Here is a 19,751-nt window from a genome sequence, read left to right as displayed (position 1 = left end):
TACCAATAAAAAGTTATATGTATGGAGGTAATAATGGCAATAAATAGAAGTACACCAGAAAACTTTATTTATGACAATACAAGTAAAATTAATAAAAATTTTGTATATAAAAATTTAAAAAGAAGTAAATGTTATAATTGTGATTTCTCAGGATCAAATTTTGATTTTACCAGCTTAAGAGGAGCGCATTTTAAGAAATGTAATTTTTATAGATGTAGCTTTAAAGAAGCAGAATTTATAGGCTCAAACTTAAAGGGATGTAAATTTAGAGAAGCTATGTTCGAAGATGCAATTTTTGAAGGTGCAAGTCTTGCAAATGTAGATTTTAGAGACGCTAAATTTATCAATACAACTTTTGTAGGTTGTGATTTAAGTACAGCAAAGAATTTTGATATAAACAGTCCTAAGATTAGAGTATATGATGAAATGCCACATTTAGATATTAGTAATGAATTAGAAATGGCAATTCTTTCTGCAATGGAAAATGAATATATTAAGAAATCTAGAGTATTAGATACAAAAGAAGGTTCAATAAACGGATTATCAATAATGATTTTAAAGGAAAGATTTTCAGAGGAAACCTTAATTAAAGGGATGAAATATATAAAGGAAAACATTGATAGAGATTTTCATACTTTAAGCTATATTTCAAGAATTATTAAAAGTATGGATAAATAGAGGATAATAAAAGCTATCTTAAGTTAAATGGTAAGATAGCTTTTTTATTTTTTTAAAGTATTACTCCATTGGGTCTGTATATTCTTTTTCTGTTAATTCATCCATAAATTTTCTAACCTTCCATTCATCTTTAAGATTTGTCATGGTAATGATTTCATCACCAGCCTTAATTATTGTATTACCATTTGGTGTGATAGATATTTCACCACGATTTATAGATACAATTAATGTATTTTCTGGAAGATTAATATCTTTAACAGACATTTTTTCTATTAATGAGCCATAGTGAACCATATTTGTTATTAGAGTTTTTTTCTTGCTATGTTTATGATATTCATTAATATTATTTTTAAGCAGTAAATTTTCCATTAATGAATCATAAATAGGGGCACTGTTCAATAAGTCTGCAATAATGTAAGCGATAATTGATACTATTGATAATGGAAGCAAATGATTGAAGGAACCTGTCATTTCAGTAATTAAAATTATACCTGTTATAGGAGCTCTGACAATGGCAGTAAAGTAACCTGCCATAGATAATATAATAAAACTTGTAAAGTAGGTTTCATTGATGAAAAAGTAATTTATGCATATATATCCAAATATTGAACCAATTGATCCACCAATAATAAGTAAAGGAAAGAATATTCCACCAGGAGCTCCTGAACCAAAACTAATTATAGAAAATAATAATTTACCAATAAAAACTAAAGATAAAAGCAATAATGTATTACTTAGAGAAAATTCTTCAAGAGCTGCATGTCCACCACATAGTAATACTGGAAATATGAGTCCTAAAATACCAGCTAAAGCAAAAGGAATTAATAATTTCATAGAAGTAGATAACTTGATTTTGTTGTATAACTTTTGAGTAAGTAATGTTGCCCAATTATAAAAGGAACCAAGAGCTCCTAGCATTATGCCAAGAAAAAGTAAAATCCAATAATTTTTAAGTGGTAATGCACTAGTTGAAGTAAACTTGAATACTGGATTTAAGCCAAAAAAGTGTTTTGAAATAAAGTCTGCGGATACAGCAGCTACTGTTGTAGATAATAAAACAACAGGAGAAAAATATTTATATATTTCTTCTAAGCAAAAAAGTACTCCTGATAATGGTGCATTAAAAGCAGCTGATAGTCCGGCACTGGCACCACTACTTATTAAAAGGCGCCTTTGTAGCCTTGAACTTTTAAAAAACTTGCTTATGAGATCGCCTGTACAAGCACCGAGTTGTACAGAAGGACCTTCACGCCCTAAAGAAAGTCCTCCTAGAATTGAAAGAGTTCCACCGATAAATTTATTTATTATGGTACTGACAGGTCTATTTTTTATATATCCACCCATTATAGCTTTTATTTGAGGAATACCACTGCCACTGATATAAGGCTCTTTATCCATTAATTTGCCAACTATGTATGCAATGGAAAATAATATTAAAAACCATAGAGGAATAGCCCATTTATTTTTAGAAATATATTCATAAATATTAAAGGCTATTTTTTCTGCATATGATAATGCAAATCGGTATAATATAACAACTAATGATGTAATAATACCAACTATCAATGACTTTAGCACTAAGACTATTTTTTCATGTCCAGAATCAGTAATGATATCTAAATTGTTATTCATAATAAAATCACCTCTAAAGATAGTATACATTAAAATATCTTTAATATCATAATTTATAGAATAGTCTGAAACATTTATTTTTAGTTAAAAAATATTTCTTAATTAAAAATAAATTTTACAAATTTGTAAATATAATAAAAAATAAATTTTATAAGAAATAGGCTCTTTTTAGCTTGATACAGAAAAAATTAAAATTAATTAATAAAAAGTTAATAAAGATTAGTACTACTAATTAAAAACAAAGATATAAGCTGTTTAATAAAGAATTACAGTGATAATCAAGCAAAATAAAAGTTGGATAGATTAAATGTAAAAAAATACCATAAAATTCCTTTTGCTTAAACTAACTAGTCAGTTTAAAATGTATCACAACGAGAGGGGGAATAGAGATGAATAAAGTATCAAAGGCCATAGCCCAAAGTAGGATGCTTATATTAGTAATAGCATTTCTTTTATTAATACCATCAGTATTGGGATATTTAAAGACAGATGTTAATTATGATATTTTAGGATATTTACCAGATGAATTAGATACGAGGATTGCACAATCTATTTTAAAAGATGATTTTGATTGTGGATCATTAGGAATGCTTATAGTGGAAAATATGGAAAACAAAGATGTAAGCAAATTAAAAGAAGAAGTTAAGAAGGTAGAAGGGGTTAATGATGTTATCTGGATTGATGATGCAATAGATTTATCTGTACCAAAAGAAATTTTACCAGAAGATATCAGAGATATTTTCTATTCAGAAAACTCCACATTAATGATAATTAAATTTGCTGGCACAGATGCCAGTACTGAAACAGAAAAGGCTTTAAGTGATGTCCGTAAGATTGCTGGGAAACAAGCTTTTCTTAGTGGCGTAGCAGGGGTGATAAAGGATACAAAAGATCTGGCTAATAAAGAAACTCCTATTTATGTACTGATAGCAGTAATATTATCAATTATAATCCTATCAATTACCATGGAATCATATGTAATACCAATTGTTTTTTTATCAAGTATAGGAATAGCAATTATTTATAATATGGGATCAAATGTGATCTTTGAAAATATATCTTATGTAACTAAAGCTTTATCAGCAGTACTTCAGCTTGGAGTTACCATGGATTATTCAATATTCTTGCTTCATAGGTATGATGAGGAGAGGGAAAGTAGAGAGAATAAGGTTGAAGCCATGGCTAATGCTATTGAAGCTACCATAGAATCTGTTGTGGGGAGTGCTTTGACAACAGTAGCAGGTTTTTTAGCACTATGTGTTATGGATTTAGCTTTAGGAAAAGATATAGGATTAGTAATGGCAAAAGGAGTTGTTATAGGAGTTATTTGTACAATTACCATATTGCCAGCTTTAGTTTTAACTTTCGATAAAGTAATTCATAAGTACAAACATAAAAATATATTACCTACTTTTCAAAAAAGCAGTAGTTTTATTATTAAACATCATAAAGTAATAGTTTTAATTTCTCTATTGATATTAATTCCAGCAGCTATAGGTAAGGAAAAGGCTAGTGTTTATTATAATCTTGATGAGTCACTGCCAGATAATTTACCTTCAATAGTTGCTAATGATAAGTTGAAGAATGAGTTTAATATGGTATCAACCAACATTATCTTGGTGAGAGATGATTTAGATAGATATAAGGTTAAAGAAATGGTTAAAGAATTAAATAATGTAGATGGTGTTACCATGGCGGCAGCATTAGAATCTGTATTAGGATCTAGAATACCAGAAAACTTTTTGCCTAATGAGTTATTAGAACAGGTAAAGAAAGGTGGCTATGAAGGAATTATTGTCAATTCAAAATATAAATCAGCTACCAATGAAGTGGCAGTGCAGTTAGATGAAATTAATGAGATTGTGAAGAAATATGATCCAGAAGGATTAGTTGGAGGGGAAGCACCACTTACCAATGACCTTGTAACAATAGCCGATAGTGATTTTAAAAAGGTGAGTATATTTTCAATAGTAGCAATATTTTTAATAATTATGGTCATATTTAAATCTATATCAGTACCAGTTCTATTAGTGCTAGCCATAGAACTAGCTATTTTTATAAATCTTGGAATACCGTATTACACAGGTACCACAATTCCATTTATTTCATCAATCGTAATAGGAACAATACAATTAGGAGCCACAGTAGATTATGCAATACTTCTTACTTCAAGATTTAAAGAAGAGTTATCAAACACTAATGATAAGAAGGAAGCAATGATAAAAGCATTACAAAGTTCATCAAGATCAATAATAACTAGTGCATTGACATTCTTTGGAGCTACAGCAGGAGTAGGGATTATTTCAGAATTGGAAATGATAAGTTCACTATGTGTGTTGATGGCCAGAGGAGCAATAATAAGTATGCTAGTTATACTATTTGTATTACCAGGAGTTTTATTAATGTTTGAAGGTATAATTGTAAAAACAAGTAAATCTTTTATAATGTGTAAGAAGGAGGAAAAGTAAATGAAAAGAAAGTCATTATCTAAAAAATTAGTATTTTTAGTTGTTATGGCAACAACAATGAGTAATTTTACTGCTTATGCAGGGGAAATGCATAAGGATGAAACTGTATATGTAATTTTAGATGAAAATGGAAAACCAACAAGTAATATTGTATCAGATAAAATAAGTAGTGATGAGGTATTAGGTGAATTTGAAGATAAATCATCTTTGAGTAATATAAAAAATGTTAAAAGTGATGAGAAAGCGAAGATAAATGGTGAGACTTTAAAATGGAATGTTAATTCTAATGAATTATATTATGAAGGCAATAGTGAAAAAGAGCTTCCTTTAAGTATAGAAATAAAATATGAATTTAATAATAAAGAAGTGGATCCTAAAGATGTTTTAGGCAAAGAAGGATCATTTAAGATAAGTATTAATGTAAAGAATAATAAATATGAAACAAAGAGGATTAAAGGAGAAGATAGAAAGATATATCTTCCAATATTGACAGCCACAGAATGTATATTGCCTAATGATGTTTTCTCTAATATTAAGGTAAGTGCAGGGAAGATTATAGATGATGGAAGCAATTCAATGATAACTTTAATTTCCATACCAGGATTAGAGGAGTCTTTGAATTTAAATGAATTAACCAAGGGTATTAAGAAAAAGGAAAATATTTTTGATATTCAGTTAAAGGATAGTATAGAGATAGAAGGAAATACTACAGATTTTCAAGTACCTTATATAGCATTAGTGGGTACAGTTATTAATGAAGAACTTGATGGATTAGATGAAGTAGAATCTTTTTCAGATATAAAAGATAAATTAAATCAATTAGAAGAAGGTGGAGAGGAACTACTAAATGGACAAAAAGAGTTACAAGAAAATTACATTTTATTCGATGAAGGGGTAGACAAGGCTGCTTCAGGCAGTGAAGATTTAAATAGTGGATTATCACAGCTAAATGATAAGATTCCTACAATAAAAGCTGGAATGATAGAATTAAGGGATGGAATAAATCAATTGTATGGAAAGTCTCCTGAATTAGTTCAGGGTATTAAGGATATGAGTGATGGAGCAAGAGAATTAAATGATGGTATTAGTCAAATAAATAATAAAGCACCGGAATTATATAATGGAACAACAGAACTAAATAGTGGATTAAATGAATTGCAAAGTAAGATTCCAGGACTTGAAGGAGGAATAACTGCAGTAGATAATGGAATAAATACTGTCAATGATAATATGCAAACATTAGCTGCTGGCGCTACTTCATTAAATGAAGGGTTAGCAAGTTTAAATGATTCAGAAAGTATATTTACAGAAGGGGTAAATGGATTTACATCTAGTATAAAGAGTTTAAGAGATGGATATAATAAAATAGATTTTGGTATTAAGGCAGCAAAAGATGGCACTTCCCAACTTAAGATTGGACTAAGTGAAGGAATAAATGATATAGGACGTCTAAGAGATTCTACTGATACTATAGATGGTTTAAATCTTCAAATAAATCAGGTATATGAAGCTATAAAAGAATCAAATCCAGAGGCAGCAGAACAATTACTTAATATAAGTAATTCTTTAAGTTATGTATCAACAGCACAAAGAGAAGGAATAGATGAAGTTATAAGTAAATCTAATGAAGCATTATTAGCAGCAGGTCAGCTTGAGGGAGGGCTAAGTGAAGTGTCAGAGGGCTCCAACTCTTTTATGGAAAATTTCGATGCTCTTGTTAATGGAGCAGATAATATAAATACAAGTGCTTTGCAAATTAAAGAAGGAGTTACTAATTTATATGCTGGAAGTAATGATTTGGTAAATGGAGCTAATGAATTATATGTAGGAACAAGTAATTTAGCAGAAGGAAGCTCAAGTTTAAAAAGTGCTTCTGGTGAATTGGAATCAGGAGTAAATAGGTTAGCGGAAGGAAGTAGTAAGTTAGTTGAAGGAACTAGTACTTTGAAAGATGGAGTAAGTAGGCTGGCAGAAGGAAGCAATAGCTTGTCAGAAGGAGGAAAGACATTAGAGTCTGCTTCAAGCGAATTAAGTACAGGCGTTGAAGCCTTGGAAAAAGGAGGAAATGAACTTGCTGATGGAGGATCAGTGTTAAGTGATGCAGTAGGAAAGCTTGCTGAAGGTAGTAGTGAATTAGCAGGTGGTACTAGCACATTGAGAGATAAATCAAAACAGGTGTTAGAAGCCACAGGTAAGCTTGTGGATGGAACAAAGCAGATAAAAGAAGAGGGGCTAGATCAAATTTGTAATTTGGGAAATGAGGCAGTAGATTCTATAGAGGAATTGAAAGATGTAAAAAATGAGTTAGTGAAAATGGCAGATGACTATGGATTATACTCAGGAATAAATGAAAATATGACTGGCAATATTAAATTTATTATGAGGACAGAAGCCATAAAAGCAGAAAATAAAAAGAGTAGTAAAGTAGAGAATAAAAAAACAGTTAAAACAGATGATGAAGGATTTTTTAGTAAATTATTAGCTAAATTTAAAAATCTATAGATAATTTAAAGGAGCTGAGCACTAATTATTTAGTGCTACAGTTCTTTTTTCTAAAAAGGAATAAAAAAATAATTGGAAAATAATATAAAATATGGTAATATAAACTATAGAAAGTGAATCTATATTAAAAAATAAAAGTTGGTTTAAAGGGGATGAAGGTATTTAAAGCAGGCTTAATTTTAATTTGTGGGAGGAATAAGAATGAAAAGAAAATTAATTTTAATGGCAATAATTGCTTTTAGCGGATTTTCAATAGAAGCCAATGCAGCAGTAAATGATGAAGCCTTATCTAATGTGCAAAATAAGATGATAGAGTATATTAATAATTACTCATTTAGTAATAATGCCGATGAAAGTGCAACAGAAGGTACAACTAATAATACAGTTGATTTTAATTGGAGCGATTATGTAAATAATGCAGGTAATGTTTATAAAGATGCAGTAGAGCAAATTGTAAGTGAACTTCCTGAAATAACTGTTCCTGAAACATCAGTACAGTCCCCAGAAACTTCAGAAGCACCAGATATTTCTGTTACACCAGACATTACAGAAGATTCAGGTAGTATAAATGAAGATGTATTAATACAACCTTTTGTAATTGATAATATATTAAGGATTGTTCATGTAGGAGAAAGCTATACAATCAATGTATTACATTCACCTGGTGAAGTAGTATTTACCAGTAGTAATCCAGAAGTAGCTACAGTTGATGGAAATGGAAATGTAGTTGCTATAGCACCTGGTAAAGCATATATTACAGTTTCTACAGCTGATAGTTGTAGAACTAGAAAAGCAGTTGTAAGGGTTTTAGGAGAAAATGAACTTCCAGATGTTGATTTACCAGATACTGATAACGATATTAATATTGATACTGACATTAATATTGGTAATGATAATAACATTAATATAGATATAAGTATAAATAAACCATCAGGTAATTGGCCATCAATTAATTGGCCAACAGGCGGAACAATAGGCGGAACAACAGGTGGAACAATTGGAAGCTTAGGAAGTGCTAATAAGATATCAACTACACCTACAACATTAAGTAGTACTAAGGGAACATCAACTTCAACATTGCCTAATACTGGTGCACCAATACCAGTGGAAGCAATTGGGGTACTATCATTATTAGGTGGTTTAGGAATTTATAAGAAGAGAAAATAATATTTAAAAGAAGGATCTAGTTTAGGTCCTTTTTTTACGTAAAAAAACTTTAACTTTAATGTTTTTTATAGTAATAAATAAAAATTAATTAATAAAAGAAAAAGTTGTAATATTATGGTACAATAAATGTGTATAATATAAAATTTAGTGAGGTATTTAGATGAGTTTATTTAATAAAATATTAGGGAAAAAAGAACAGGGTACAAAAACTAATGAAGAAATTAAAAAAAAAGATGTAAATGATTTAAATGTGAAGAAGATTAATAGCTCCACTGATAGTGGAGAAAGTAAGATAACAAATATTTCAATAGATAAATCTTCTAAAGAAAATGTAAAGATGATGAATATTATTGACCAAAATGGAAAAAGAATACAGATTACTATGGATGAGTGGAGAGAAAAAGTTCTACCAATTGCCTTAAAAAATCATTGGGATAATGCTAATTTGTTATATAACGATGTACTAAAGGCAATTCAAAACAATTTTATAAGTGATGTGGAAGATGCAGCAATGCATTTGAAAGAAATAGATACAATAAAGGAAAGAGGTTATAATACATTAGCAATAATTTATTTAAAAAATAAAGAGTTTAATAAAGCTAATGAATTATTATTAGAATATCTAGAAAGTAATCCAAAGACAGGAACAATACTTACTAATTTAGCTAAGAGTTATTATGGAAAAGATGAAAAAGAAAAGGCAATGGAAGTTTTATGGGAAGGACTTACTATTAATCCAAATCAAAACAACGGTCTTCCATGGTATGCATCTATATGTAAAGATAAAGATGGAATGGAAGGATATATTGATGCGTTAAGAAGAGCAAGTGAAATAAATGGAAGCTGGCTTCCACAATTGCTTTTAGCAAGACAACAGTTAAATGAAAAAAATATTGAAGGTGCCAAAGAACTTCTGAAAATTGCTTTAAGTGAGGGGCATTTAACACAGGAAGCATTACTTGTAATTTCAGGTGAATTAGGTGCTAAAGGTTATAGCAAAGAATTAATAGAGTTAATTGAACCAGTATATGATTTTAATAAAAATGATATTAGAGTAGGTTTAAATTTATTACAAGCGTATCTTCAAAATAAGGAAATACAAAAAGGTGAAAGTTTATTAAATAAATTGATGATGTTAGAAAGAGCAGATTTAAAAAATGTATTACTTAAAATATCTAATAAGTTCGATAAGCTTAAAGTGGAAGAAAAAGTATCTACAGCAAAGAAAGACGTACAAATAAATATGATGGTACTAGATAATCCCGTTTGGCAGTATGGTCTTAAAACAAGTAAATGGTTTATAAATAATAAAGAAGTAAAAGGAAATATAGCAGTTCTTCCTTATGCAGATGAAACTGTAAGAGAAAAAGAGATAAGAGGCTATCAAAAAGATAATGAGACAAGTATGTTATCAAGAGGAATTCCTCTATATGTAAGTGAAATGATAAATTATTATACAGATTATAATAATAAAGTGGTAATGCCATTTGTTAAAGATTTCGGTCCAGTTATAACAAATAAACAATATAATGAGGCAGCTCTAGAGGATATAGGTAAGAAAATAAATGCTGATATAGTAATTACAGGAAGTGTAATAAATGCAGAAATAGGATACTTAATAAAAAATATTGTTTATAATATGAGTGATAAGTCATCAAAGAAAATAGAGATGTTCATTCAAAAAGATAATTTTGGTAATAGATTTAACGCAATGATAAAAGAACTAAGAAGTGAACTAGCTGGAGCAGAGAAAAGTAATATTGAGTTTTATAGTCTTCCAGAAGATAAGGAAGTACTACATTATTTAGCGTCATTAGGGCATTCGTTAACTCAAACTTTAATTCAAGGAAAGTTTTTAGATAAAGAGTTACTTTTAGGTGAAAGAAATTTACTTAATTGGTATTTAAATATGGTTATGGCTTATCCAGAAAATCAAGCTATTAAAATGATGCTTGTTTCAGGAATTGAAAAAAGTAAAGAATACGGATCAAATGTATATCTAGAGTTTAAAAAGCAAACTTTAGCAGTGATGATGAAGAGTAAGAATGAAGAAATTAAGAAGAGATTAATACCAGAAATCTATAAGATATATGGTATGGAAAACGAACTTAAAGCATTAAAAGAAAAGTTAACTAATGAAAGTAGTGATAAAGAATATATAGAATGGCTAAATAATATTTAATACTGCATATAATAGTAAAATTGATTGACAATTCTGAAAGATTAGAATAATGAATTATTTTTAATTTCCTGAAATTTATAGTATAATAATAGTTAGGTACAATATAATCATGAAATAAAAAAGGAGTAAGAGAGTTGAAGACATTAGTTATTAATTGTGGAAGCTCTTCATTAAAATATCAATTAATAGATATGAGTAATGAAGAATCGATGGTTCAAGGTTTAGTAGAAAGAATAGGGATTGAAGGCTCTGCTTTAACACAAAAGACACCAGGAAAAGGTAAGCATGTTATTAATACAGAAATAAAAGATCATAAAGATGCAATAAAATTAGTATTAGAAGCATTAGTAAATGAAGAATATGGTGTTATTAAATCAATGGATCAAATTTCAGCAGTTGGACACAGAGTAGTACATGGTGGTGAAAAATATTCAGAGTCAGTATTAATTACTGATGAAGTTTTAAATTCAATAAGAGACTGTATTGCTTTAGCACCTTTACACAATCCACCAAATATAATCGGAATTGAATCTTGTAGAGAATTAATGCCAAATATTCCAATGGTAGCAGTGTTTGATACAGCATTCCATCAAACAATGCCAAAGAATGCTTATATTTGTCCATTACCATATGAGTTATATGAAAAATATGGTGTAAGAAAATATGGATTCCATGGAACATCACATAAATATGTTTCAAATAAAGTTGCTGAAGTCATGGGAAAAGATATTAAAGATTTAAAGATAGTTACATGTCATTTAGGAAATGGTTGTTCTTTAGCAGCAGTTAAAGGTGGAAAATCAATAGATACTTCTATGGGATTCACACCATTAGCAGGAATAATGATGGGAACAAGAGCAGGAAGTATAGATCCATCTGTTATATCTTTCTTAATTGAAGAAAAAGGATATACAATAGAACAAGTTGATGAAATGTTAAATAAGAAATCAGGAGTTTTAGGGGTTTCAGGAGTTTCATCAGATTTTAGAGATGTAAGAGCAGCAGCACAAGAAGGAAATGAAAGAGCACAACTTGCTTTAGATATATTCCATTATAAGATTAAAACTCAAATTGCAGCATATGCAGGTGCAATGGGAGGGATTGATGTTATAGTGTTTACAGCAGGAATTGGTGAAAATGCAGCTTTAGTTAGAAGTGAAAGCTTAAAAGGATTAGAGTTCTTAGGATTCAATTTAGATGCTAAGAAAAATGAAATAGCAGGAGAAATTGGTGAAATATCAACTGACGATTCAAGAGTTAAGGTATATGTTATACCAACTAATGAAGAGTTAATGATAGCGAGAGATACTGCAAGATTAGCACAATAATTTAAAGCATCAAGATAATTTAGTTTATCTTGATGCTTTTTAACATTTAGGATAGCAATGGAAGGAACATATTATAAATTCAGGTTAAAAAATGAGCATCTGTATAAAAATATAACAGATGCTCATTTTTTAAATCTGATTAACCTTTTTTTCATACCAGATGTTAAATAAAACTCTAAAAGAAGCAGCTAAAGGAACAGCTATAAGCATTCCTATAAGACCAAAAGCATTTCCACCAATTATTATGGCAAGCATCGTAAATACTGCATGTAAACCTACGCTTTCACCAACAATCTTAGGAGCTAGCAGATTATTATCAATTTGCTGTACTATAAGCATGGCTATAATAGCATATATTATCTTAATAGGATTACCACTAAGAAGTCCCATAATAGCTGCTAGAATTGTACCAACAATAGGACCCACATATGGAATCATATTACATATTCCGGCGATTATACCAATTACAACAGCATAGTCAATACCTACAATAATAAGAGCAATAGATGATAATACACCTACAAATACTGCTTCTAATAATTGTCCACGGATAAATTTTGAAAATACATCATGAATTATTAAGAATATTTTCTTGGTGTATATGCCAGCTTTAGTTTTCCTGAACACTAAATAATAAAGTTTATTCCATAGTCCAATGAAGTATTCAGAATCTTTAAGAAGGTATATACTTAGAACAATAGCAATTAAAAAGGAAGCAATACTACTACCAATAGACATGATACTAGCAGTCATATTTCCTATATTAGTAATTAAGTAATTTTGCATAGAAGTTATTATATCAACTATGTAAGGCTCTAAAGTATTTAATAAAGGTATATTAAGTGATTTAATAGCTTGAGGAAGAGTGTTGCTAGAAAATGAAGCACTGTTAATATAACTATTAATATCTGAGAGTATATTAGCAATAGTTGTATTTTTAGATAATTGTCCTCCTATCATAAAATATATTCCGCATATTAATGCAAAAATTAGTCCAATTAGTAATACATAGGATAAAACTATAGAAAGTATTCTTCTATTTGATTCTTTCTTTATTTTATATAATTTGTTATCTTTAAATACTTTTTCTAAATACTTAGTTATTGGGTATAACAAATAAGAAATAACTAAGGCAATTAATAATGGTTTAATTAGTGAGAAAAAACTTGTTAATAATGAGAGTGATGTTTTAAATATTAAACCTATATTAGACATTAAATTAATAGCAATAAATATGGATATAACAGTAAATATGACATAAATAGAATATGTGAGTAATTTCTTATCGTAATTTATTTTCATTTTAGCCTCCTAATTATAATAAATATATACATAACTTTAACATAATTAATAAGAATATTAAAAGAGTAAATGATAAATTAATAGAAATTTAATGAGTAATACAATAGAATACTATTTAATAAAAGTTAAAAAAGCATAAAATGCTTAGTATAAAGTATGTTTTAAAATATATAAAAATAGTATATAATTACTAAAGGGCAATAAAGTGATAGAAGAAGGGGTGTAAAAAATGAGCGAAATAAATCATGAACTAGGAATAATTGCTTTAGAAAGTTGTAGAGAACTAGGTGAGCAAGTAAATAAAATTATACAGCAAAAGAGAAATACTGAAGAATCTTTATTAATACCAACAAATGAAATACGTTTTTCAAATGGTGAAGGTAAGGTTAAACTTCCAGAAACAGTTAGAGGAAAAGATATATATATATTATGCGATGTAGGAAACTATAGCTGTACATATAAGATGTTTGGATTTACTAATCATAAAGGTCCAGATGAACATTTTCAAGATATTAAGAGAACAGTATCAGCAATAAGAGGAAAGGCTGCAAGAATTACTGTTATAATGCCTCTTTTATATCAATCAAGGCAACATAGAAGAAAAGGAAGAGAATCTTTAGATTGTGCTTTAGCATTACAAGAGTTAGAAAGATTAGGTGTAGATGAAATATTAACATTTGATGTTCATGATCCTAATGTGCAAAATGCAATTCCTCTATTATCATTTGAAAATTTATATCCAACTTACGATATAGTAAAATCATTAATATCTAATGAAGATACTTTATCTTTAGATAAGGAAAAACTATTAGTTATAAGTCCTGATACAGGGGCTATGGATAGAGCTATATATTATTCTAGCGTATTAGGAGTAGATGTAGGATTATTTTATAAGAGAAGAGATCACTCAACAGTTGTTAATGGAAAGAACCCAATTGTAGAACATGAATATATGGGAAGAGAAGTTGAAGGGAAAGATGTTTTAATTGTTGATGATATGATAGCTTCTGGTGAATCAGTGCTTGATATAGCATTAGAATTAAAGAAGAGGAATGCAAAAAATGTCTATGTTGCAACAACATTTGCTTTCTTTACGGAAGGACTTGAAAAGTTTAATGAATATTATAGTGATGGAATAATTGCTAAAGTATATTCAACTAATTTAACATATATTTCACCAGAGCTTAGAGAAGCAAAATGGTTTAATGCTGTTGATATGTCTGAATTTTTATCAAGAATAATAAACAGGTTAAATTATGGTAAGTCAATAGCAAAATATATGGATGCCACAAGAATAATTAGAAGTTTATTAAAATAGCATTAACATATTTATAGGAGAATATAATTTATGAATAGTAAGTTAAGGTATCCAATAAGATTAGACGATGGTAAGATGATATACACAATAAAAGATGAAAAAGAGTTATTTATAATGAGAGAAGAAAACATAAGAAAGAAACTCTATTCAACAAGTGCAGTAAAAAAAGAGGGCTCAAAAGTAGGGTCTTCTTACTGTTGCTATGGGGTAGAGCTGATATGAGGGGTTAATTTAATTAATGAAGGCATTTCATTCAAACTGGACAGCACCATATTTAATAAATAGTAGCACTTATGAAATGAAGGATTATGAAATATTGATGACCATATTATCTGCATTAAAATGGCGAGAAAAAAATGGCAGTATAAAGATGGTTACTGATAAGACTGGAAAAGAGTATTATAAAAAAATCGGTATAGAAGCTATATGGGATTTAGGTATAGAATGTAAATTAGATGGTATATATGATTTAGTAAACAAGGAGATATTTTGGGCAGCAGGGAAAGTTTATGCTTTATCCATGGAAGATGGGCCTATAGCAATGATAGATACAGACTTTATCGTATGGAAGCCACTAGAGGAATTAATAAAAGAAAGTAGTTTAGCTGTTATTCATAGAGAAGGAATAGATCCTTTAGTATACCCAGATAAGGAATATTTTAATCTTAAGGAAGGGTATAGTTTTGATGATGCATGGAACTGGAAAGTAGAGCCTTGTAATACAGCTTTTGCTTATTTTAATGATAAAAAATTTATCAAGGAATATACAAAGGCAGCCATAGTATTTATGGAGAATGCAAAGGTTGATGACAATAGGATAACTAATATGGTTTTTGCTGAGCAGAGGATAATATCTATGGTTGCAGAAAAGATGAATTTGAAGATTTATGAAATGGAAACAATAGAGAGATTATTAAGCGGAAAGCAAAAAAGATATACTCATTTATGGGGATATAAAAGTACTTTAAATACTAATGAAATTTTAAGAAGGCAATTTTGCCAAAAGCTTATAGCAAGAATTATTAAAGAATTTCCTGAATATAAAAGTATGTTAATGAAAATTGAGCCAATAAGTACAAAATATAATATTTAGTAAAATTAAGAAAGCAAATGAGCGTTGTTAGTCTCATTTGCTTTCTTAATTTTAGTTTTTTATTACATACTGCTGTATCCCAGGCCAACTAAAGAATGAATTGGCAAAGGCAATCAAGCTAAAGCTTAAAGTGAAAATTATAAAAATTGTAAATGGCAATAAAAATATGCTTATTGAAAAGATTATAATAGCTAGGGCAATAGCAATTAAAGTGTTTTTTAATGAAATTATACTTAAAAGGAATGAATTTTTAAAAATATCTTTTAAGGATAATTTTACAGTTGTTAATAAAGGGAAACTGTATATAAATGAAAAGGCCAATAGCAAATTAATAAAAATACAAATAAATAAAGGTACGTATAAAAGATTATTATTAGATGATGCATTAGAATAAAAAATTAAGGAAATAGTTATTAATGAAAATAATAATAGAAAAATTATACCTAAAAGTGAAGATTGCTTCCAATTCTTTTTAAATGATTCCTTAAAATCATAAAATACAAATATATGTTGTTGGCGAGCAATTTTCATAGAAACATTAGTTAAAGCAGCAAAAGAAGCTGGAATGGTGATTATTGGAATAGAAAATAGTAGAAATAAGAAATTAAGTTTTATTAAATTCCAAAATTCCCTAATCAATGTATCTACAAATAAAGCGAAACCAGTCTTTTCAGGTGTATCTTTAGAAACACCTTTACCTTCCTTTTCAAAATTAGGTTTTAAAAATCCCATATAATATACCTCCTAGAAAAAAATGTATATAAATAAGTCTAACATTAATAAAAAATGTATTCAATATTTCCAATATTACCAAAAATAAGAATTAAGATAAATAAATTTATAGAAGAAATAAATAAAGTTCCTACTCAAATAATAGATAGTCTTAAGGCTGAAGTGTAAAGCTTATCACAAAATATATATTTAGAAGTAGAATTTATTTGACAACGATTACTTATGGTGATATTTTATATTTTTAGGAGGCTTTAATTAAAATTTAAAAAATAGTTTAAAATTTTATATAAAAAAAATAAATATGTTAGTATAGAGAAATTTATTTGAATAAATTTTAACATGAAATTATTGGGAGTTGTTTTTATACAAAAAAATCTCCGAAAATTGGACATGTAAATAATCTAAATGAAAATTAGTTCAAACTTATGATTTAACAGATTTTAAATTAACTTTAGAATTAATATTTGTTTCTAACAGAACTGCATTAATAAGAACTAAAATTGATAATAAAACAGATAAAGATTTAAATTTAAACTTAGAATGGACAGGAAATATATTTAATCAATTCAAAGAAAAATAAGGTGGCCAAGTATATAAATTAGGACAAAGCTTACAAGCTACTGAAAATGGAGTGCAAGTCAACTTCTCTAAAATTAGAGAAACTTGGAGCTACTTCTCAACAGAAGAAACTAAATTTGTAGTTAATTATGAAGGTGAGACTAAAACTATAGTTGAAGGAAACTCTTATAAAACAAACCTTATAGCTCCAGTAGTTATTAAGTCAAATGAATCATTTACAACAGAGGAGTTAAATAAAGAGCAATCAAAAATTCAAGATATGTTTAAGAATTCAGAAAAATATTTTGAAGAAAATAATATTCGTTGGCAAGGTTACTTAGATAAGACTTTTGCTAATATAAAAGGGAATAATGATAAAAGTTATAAAAATGCAGCTATAAAATCTATTGAGACATTAACTACTAACTGGAGAAGTGCAGCAGGAGATATATTACATGATGGTGTAGTTCCTTCAATGTCATATAAATGGTTTATTGGAATGTGAGCTTGGAATTCAGGGAAACAAGCAGTAGCTACAGCAAAATTTGATGGAGAATTAGCTAAAAATAATATAAGAGCATTATTTGATTACCAAATTAAAGAAGATGATAAATTAAGACCACAAGATTTTGGAACAATAATTGATGCTATATTCTATAACAAAGATGAAGCCAGAGGAGGAGACGGTGGAATGGTTCATGAATTAAATAATTCAAAAGAAGAAATTATATTAGCAGCAGCTTGGGAAAGTGGAATGGATAATGCTCCAAGATTTGATGTTGGAGGATATGGTGAAGAAGATACAGGTATAGATGTATTTGAAAATAAATCTGAAGATGGAAGGGTTTTAGGATATTCTATAAATCAAGAATCAGTAGACTTAAATGCATACCTTTATGCTGAAAAAGGATTCTTAAAATCAATGGCTGAGGTTTTAGGAAAAACTGAAGATGTTAAAAAATATACTGAAGAAGCAGAGTTCGTAAGAGAATATGTAAGTAAAAATATGTTTGACAAAGAAAGTGGATATTTCTATGATTTACAAATAAATGAAGATGGTTCAGAGAAGAAATTACTAGTTAATAGAGGAAAAGGACCAGAAGGTTGGATAGCATTATGGGCTAAAATGGCTACTAAAGAAGAAGCAGATAAAGTTGTAGAAAATATGTTAGATGGAAATAAATTCAATACAACTGTACCATTTGGAACAGCTTCTCAAGATAATCCAAGTTTCAGTGCAAATCAATATTGGAGAGGACCAGTTTGGTTAGACCAAGCCTTATATGGAGTTGAAGCTCTTCAGAACTATGGTTACTATGATCAAGCAGTGACATCTGCTAAAAAGATGTTCAATAATGCTGAAGGATTAATGGGAGATGGACCAATAAGAGAAAATTACAATCCATTAACTGGAGAAGGATTACATACTAAAAACTTCAGTTGGTCTGCATCAGCTTATTATTTAATGTATGAGAATACATTAGAAGGCAATGAAACAACTTCTCAAAAAGGATTTGCTATTCCAACTAATGTTGAAGTTCCTGGGACTCCAGAAGTTGAGGTGAAACCAGAAGTTAAACCAGAAGTCAAGCCAGAAGTTAAACCAGAAATCAAACCAAGTAAATCACTGCCAAAAACAGGTAGTGTGGTTAGTTCAGAAATTTTATCTGCAATAGGTGTAGTAAGTGCAGGTGTAGGTTTCTATTTAAATAAAAAGAATAAATAGTTAATTAGGTATATAGTATATTAAAAATATATATAAGTTAAACAATTATAAAAACAAACTATAAAGGGTTATTTAACTAAAAATTTATATATAATAAATATAAAAAAAATTGACAGGGTGAAAAAAAGATGATACAATAGTGTTTGTAAAGTAGAAACAAGCCGTTTCTCACCTTACGGCAGAGCTTAGTAAGGTATAGAGCTATTGAATTATATCTAGAAAAGAGATATTCTAGTGTTTATAAATAGTAGAGGCGGCTTCATGCTGCCTCTATTTTTTTCATAAAGAGGTTTGCACATATAGATAAGCCAAAAAAACAAAAGTAGAGGGGAGTTACTATCATGCCAAAAATGAAGACACATAAAGGTGCAGCAAAGAGATTTAGAAAGACAGGTACAGGTAAACTTAAAAGAGCTAAAGCTTTTAAGAGCCATATCTTAACTAAGAAAAGCGCTAAGAGAAAGAGAAACTTAAGAAAAGGTGCTTATGTTTCAACTACTCAAGAAAAAGCAATGAAGAAATTATTACCATACCTATAATATTATTACCTAGGAGGAACTAAGAATGGCTAGAGTTAAAAGAGCGGTTAATTCACGTAAAAATCATAAAAAAGTATTAAAACTTGCTAAGGGTTACTACGGTGGAAAGAGCAGATTATTTAAAACTGCTAATGAAACTGTAATAAGAGCATTAAGAAATGCATATGTAGGAAGAAGATTAAAGAAGAGAGATTTCAGAAGATTATGGATTGCTAGAATCAATGCTGCTTCAAGAATGAATGGATTATCATATTCAAAATTCATGAACGGAATGAAATTAGCTGGAATCGACATGAACAGAAAAATGTTATCTGAAATAGCTATAAACGATCCAAAAGCATTTGCTGATTTAGTAGAAGTTGCTAAAGCTCAATTAAGCAAATAATTAAGAAAATAATATAAAAAATGGGGACGTCTCATAAATGATTTTTAAATCATTTATGTAGACGACCTCTTTTTTGTTTTTTAGAAAAATTATTCAGTTTATATTATGTAATTAGTGGTAATAAATTTAATTTTAAACACA

The 19,751-nt window shown here is 28.8% G+C and carries 15 protein-coding genes and 1 pseudogene; 13 read left to right on the top strand and 3 right to left on the bottom strand.

Features of this window, described 5'->3' with window-relative positions:
• The first annotated feature begins 33 nt into the window (after nucleotides 1-33).
• Nucleotides 34-678 (top strand): pentapeptide repeat-containing protein, encoded by a 645-nt coding sequence (locus H8R92_RS04850; RefSeq protein ID WP_022212551.1) that lies wholly within the window; start codon nucleotides 34-36, stop codon nucleotides 676-678.
• 60 nt (nucleotides 679-738) lie between these two features.
• Here the strand turns inward: H8R92_RS04850 and H8R92_RS04845 are convergent, their stop codons facing one another.
• On the bottom strand, nucleotides 739-2,310 hold the full coding sequence (locus H8R92_RS04845; protein ID WP_186834852.1) for a ClC family H(+)/Cl(-) exchange transporter: 1,572 nt from the start codon (nucleotides 2,308-2,310) through the stop codon (nucleotides 739-741).
• A gap of 389 nt (nucleotides 2,311-2,699) precedes the next feature.
• Between H8R92_RS04845 and H8R92_RS04840 the strand changes: the two genes are divergently transcribed.
• From H8R92_RS04840 to H8R92_RS04820, 5 genes are all read left to right on the top strand, one after another.
• Nucleotides 2,700-4,778: an efflux RND transporter permease subunit gene (locus tag H8R92_RS04840; protein ID WP_186834851.1), complete on the top strand. Its 2,079-nt coding sequence runs from the start codon at nucleotides 2,700-2,702 to the stop codon at nucleotides 4,776-4,778.
• Nucleotides 4,779-7,280, top strand: a complete 2,502-nt coding sequence (locus H8R92_RS04835) for a hypothetical protein (RefSeq protein ID WP_186834850.1) — start codon at nucleotides 4,779-4,781, stop codon at nucleotides 7,278-7,280. It begins immediately after the preceding gene.
• Nucleotides 7,281-7,481: 201 nt separating this feature from the next.
• Nucleotides 7,482-8,447 (top strand): Ig-like domain-containing protein, encoded by a 966-nt coding sequence (locus H8R92_RS04830; protein WP_022212547.1) that lies wholly within the window; start codon nucleotides 7,482-7,484, stop codon nucleotides 8,445-8,447.
• A gap of 160 nt (nucleotides 8,448-8,607) precedes the next feature.
• A complete protein-coding gene (locus H8R92_RS04825; RefSeq protein WP_186834849.1) occupies nucleotides 8,608-10,629 on the top strand; it encodes a tetratricopeptide repeat protein in 2,022 nt (673 codons plus the stop codon).
• 134 nt (nucleotides 10,630-10,763) lie between these two features.
• Nucleotides 10,764-11,957, top strand: a complete 1,194-nt coding sequence (locus H8R92_RS04820) for an acetate/propionate family kinase (protein ID WP_022212545.1) — start codon at nucleotides 10,764-10,766, stop codon at nucleotides 11,955-11,957.
• A 129-nt stretch (nucleotides 11,958-12,086) separates the two neighbouring features.
• Here the strand turns inward: H8R92_RS04820 and H8R92_RS04815 are convergent, their stop codons facing one another.
• Entirely contained in the window at nucleotides 12,087-13,259 is a 1,173-nt protein-coding gene (locus H8R92_RS04815) for an AI-2E family transporter (RefSeq protein ID WP_022212544.1), read from the bottom strand.
• Between the two features lie 229 nt (nucleotides 13,260-13,488).
• On the opposite strand from H8R92_RS04815, the gene H8R92_RS04810 reads away from it, so the two are divergent.
• The 3 genes from H8R92_RS04810 to H8R92_RS04800 are packed head-to-tail and all read left to right on the top strand — an operon-like array spanning nucleotide 13,489 to nucleotide 15,670.
• Nucleotides 13,489-14,577, top strand: a complete 1,089-nt coding sequence (locus tag H8R92_RS04810) for a ribose-phosphate pyrophosphokinase (protein ID WP_022212543.1) — start codon at nucleotides 13,489-13,491, stop codon at nucleotides 14,575-14,577.
• Between the two features lie 30 nt (nucleotides 14,578-14,607).
• Nucleotides 14,608-14,799 carry a hypothetical protein gene (locus tag H8R92_RS04805; protein WP_022212542.1) on the top strand — a complete coding sequence of 64 codons (192 nt, stop codon included), beginning with the start codon at nucleotides 14,608-14,610 and terminating at the stop codon, nucleotides 14,797-14,799.
• Nucleotides 14,800-14,815: 16 nt separating this feature from the next.
• Nucleotides 14,816-15,670: a DUF6734 family protein gene (locus H8R92_RS04800; protein ID WP_022212541.1), complete on the top strand. Its 855-nt coding sequence runs from the start codon at nucleotides 14,816-14,818 to the stop codon at nucleotides 15,668-15,670.
• 51 nt (nucleotides 15,671-15,721) lie between these two features.
• Here H8R92_RS04800 and H8R92_RS04795 read toward each other — a convergent pair whose 3' ends face one another.
• Entirely contained in the window at nucleotides 15,722-16,402 is a 681-nt protein-coding gene (locus tag H8R92_RS04795; RefSeq protein ID WP_022212540.1) for a DUF624 domain-containing protein, read from the bottom strand.
• A gap of 424 nt (nucleotides 16,403-16,826) precedes the next feature.
• Here H8R92_RS04795 and H8R92_RS13160 point away from each other — a divergent pair.
• The 4 genes and pseudogenes from H8R92_RS13160 to rplT form a co-directional block, all read left to right on the top strand.
• Nucleotides 16,827-17,465: pseudogene (locus H8R92_RS13160) on the top strand (hypothetical protein); the annotation flags it as partial.
• Nucleotides 17,466-17,651: 186 nt separating this feature from the next.
• A complete protein-coding gene (locus H8R92_RS13155) occupies nucleotides 17,652-18,686 on the top strand; it encodes an MGH1-like glycoside hydrolase domain-containing protein (RefSeq protein ID WP_022212538.1) in 1,035 nt (344 codons plus the stop codon).
• Nucleotides 18,687-19,027: 341 nt separating this feature from the next.
• Complete coding sequence (rpmI, locus tag H8R92_RS04785; RefSeq protein ID WP_022211151.1) at nucleotides 19,028-19,225, top strand: 50S ribosomal protein L35; 198 nt, start codon at nucleotides 19,028-19,030, stop codon at nucleotides 19,223-19,225.
• Between the two features lie 25 nt (nucleotides 19,226-19,250).
• Entirely contained in the window at nucleotides 19,251-19,610 is a 360-nt protein-coding gene (gene rplT, locus H8R92_RS04780) for a 50S ribosomal protein L20 (protein WP_022167232.1), read from the top strand.
• Nucleotides 19,611-19,751 lie beyond the last annotated feature (141 nt).

Source organism: Clostridium lentum (assembly GCF_014287815.1).
In the GTDB taxonomy this organism is placed as follows: Bacteria; Bacillota; Clostridia; order Clostridiales; family Clostridiaceae; genus Clostridium; species Clostridium lentum.
This window is presented reverse-complemented; position numbering and strand designations above follow the sequence as displayed.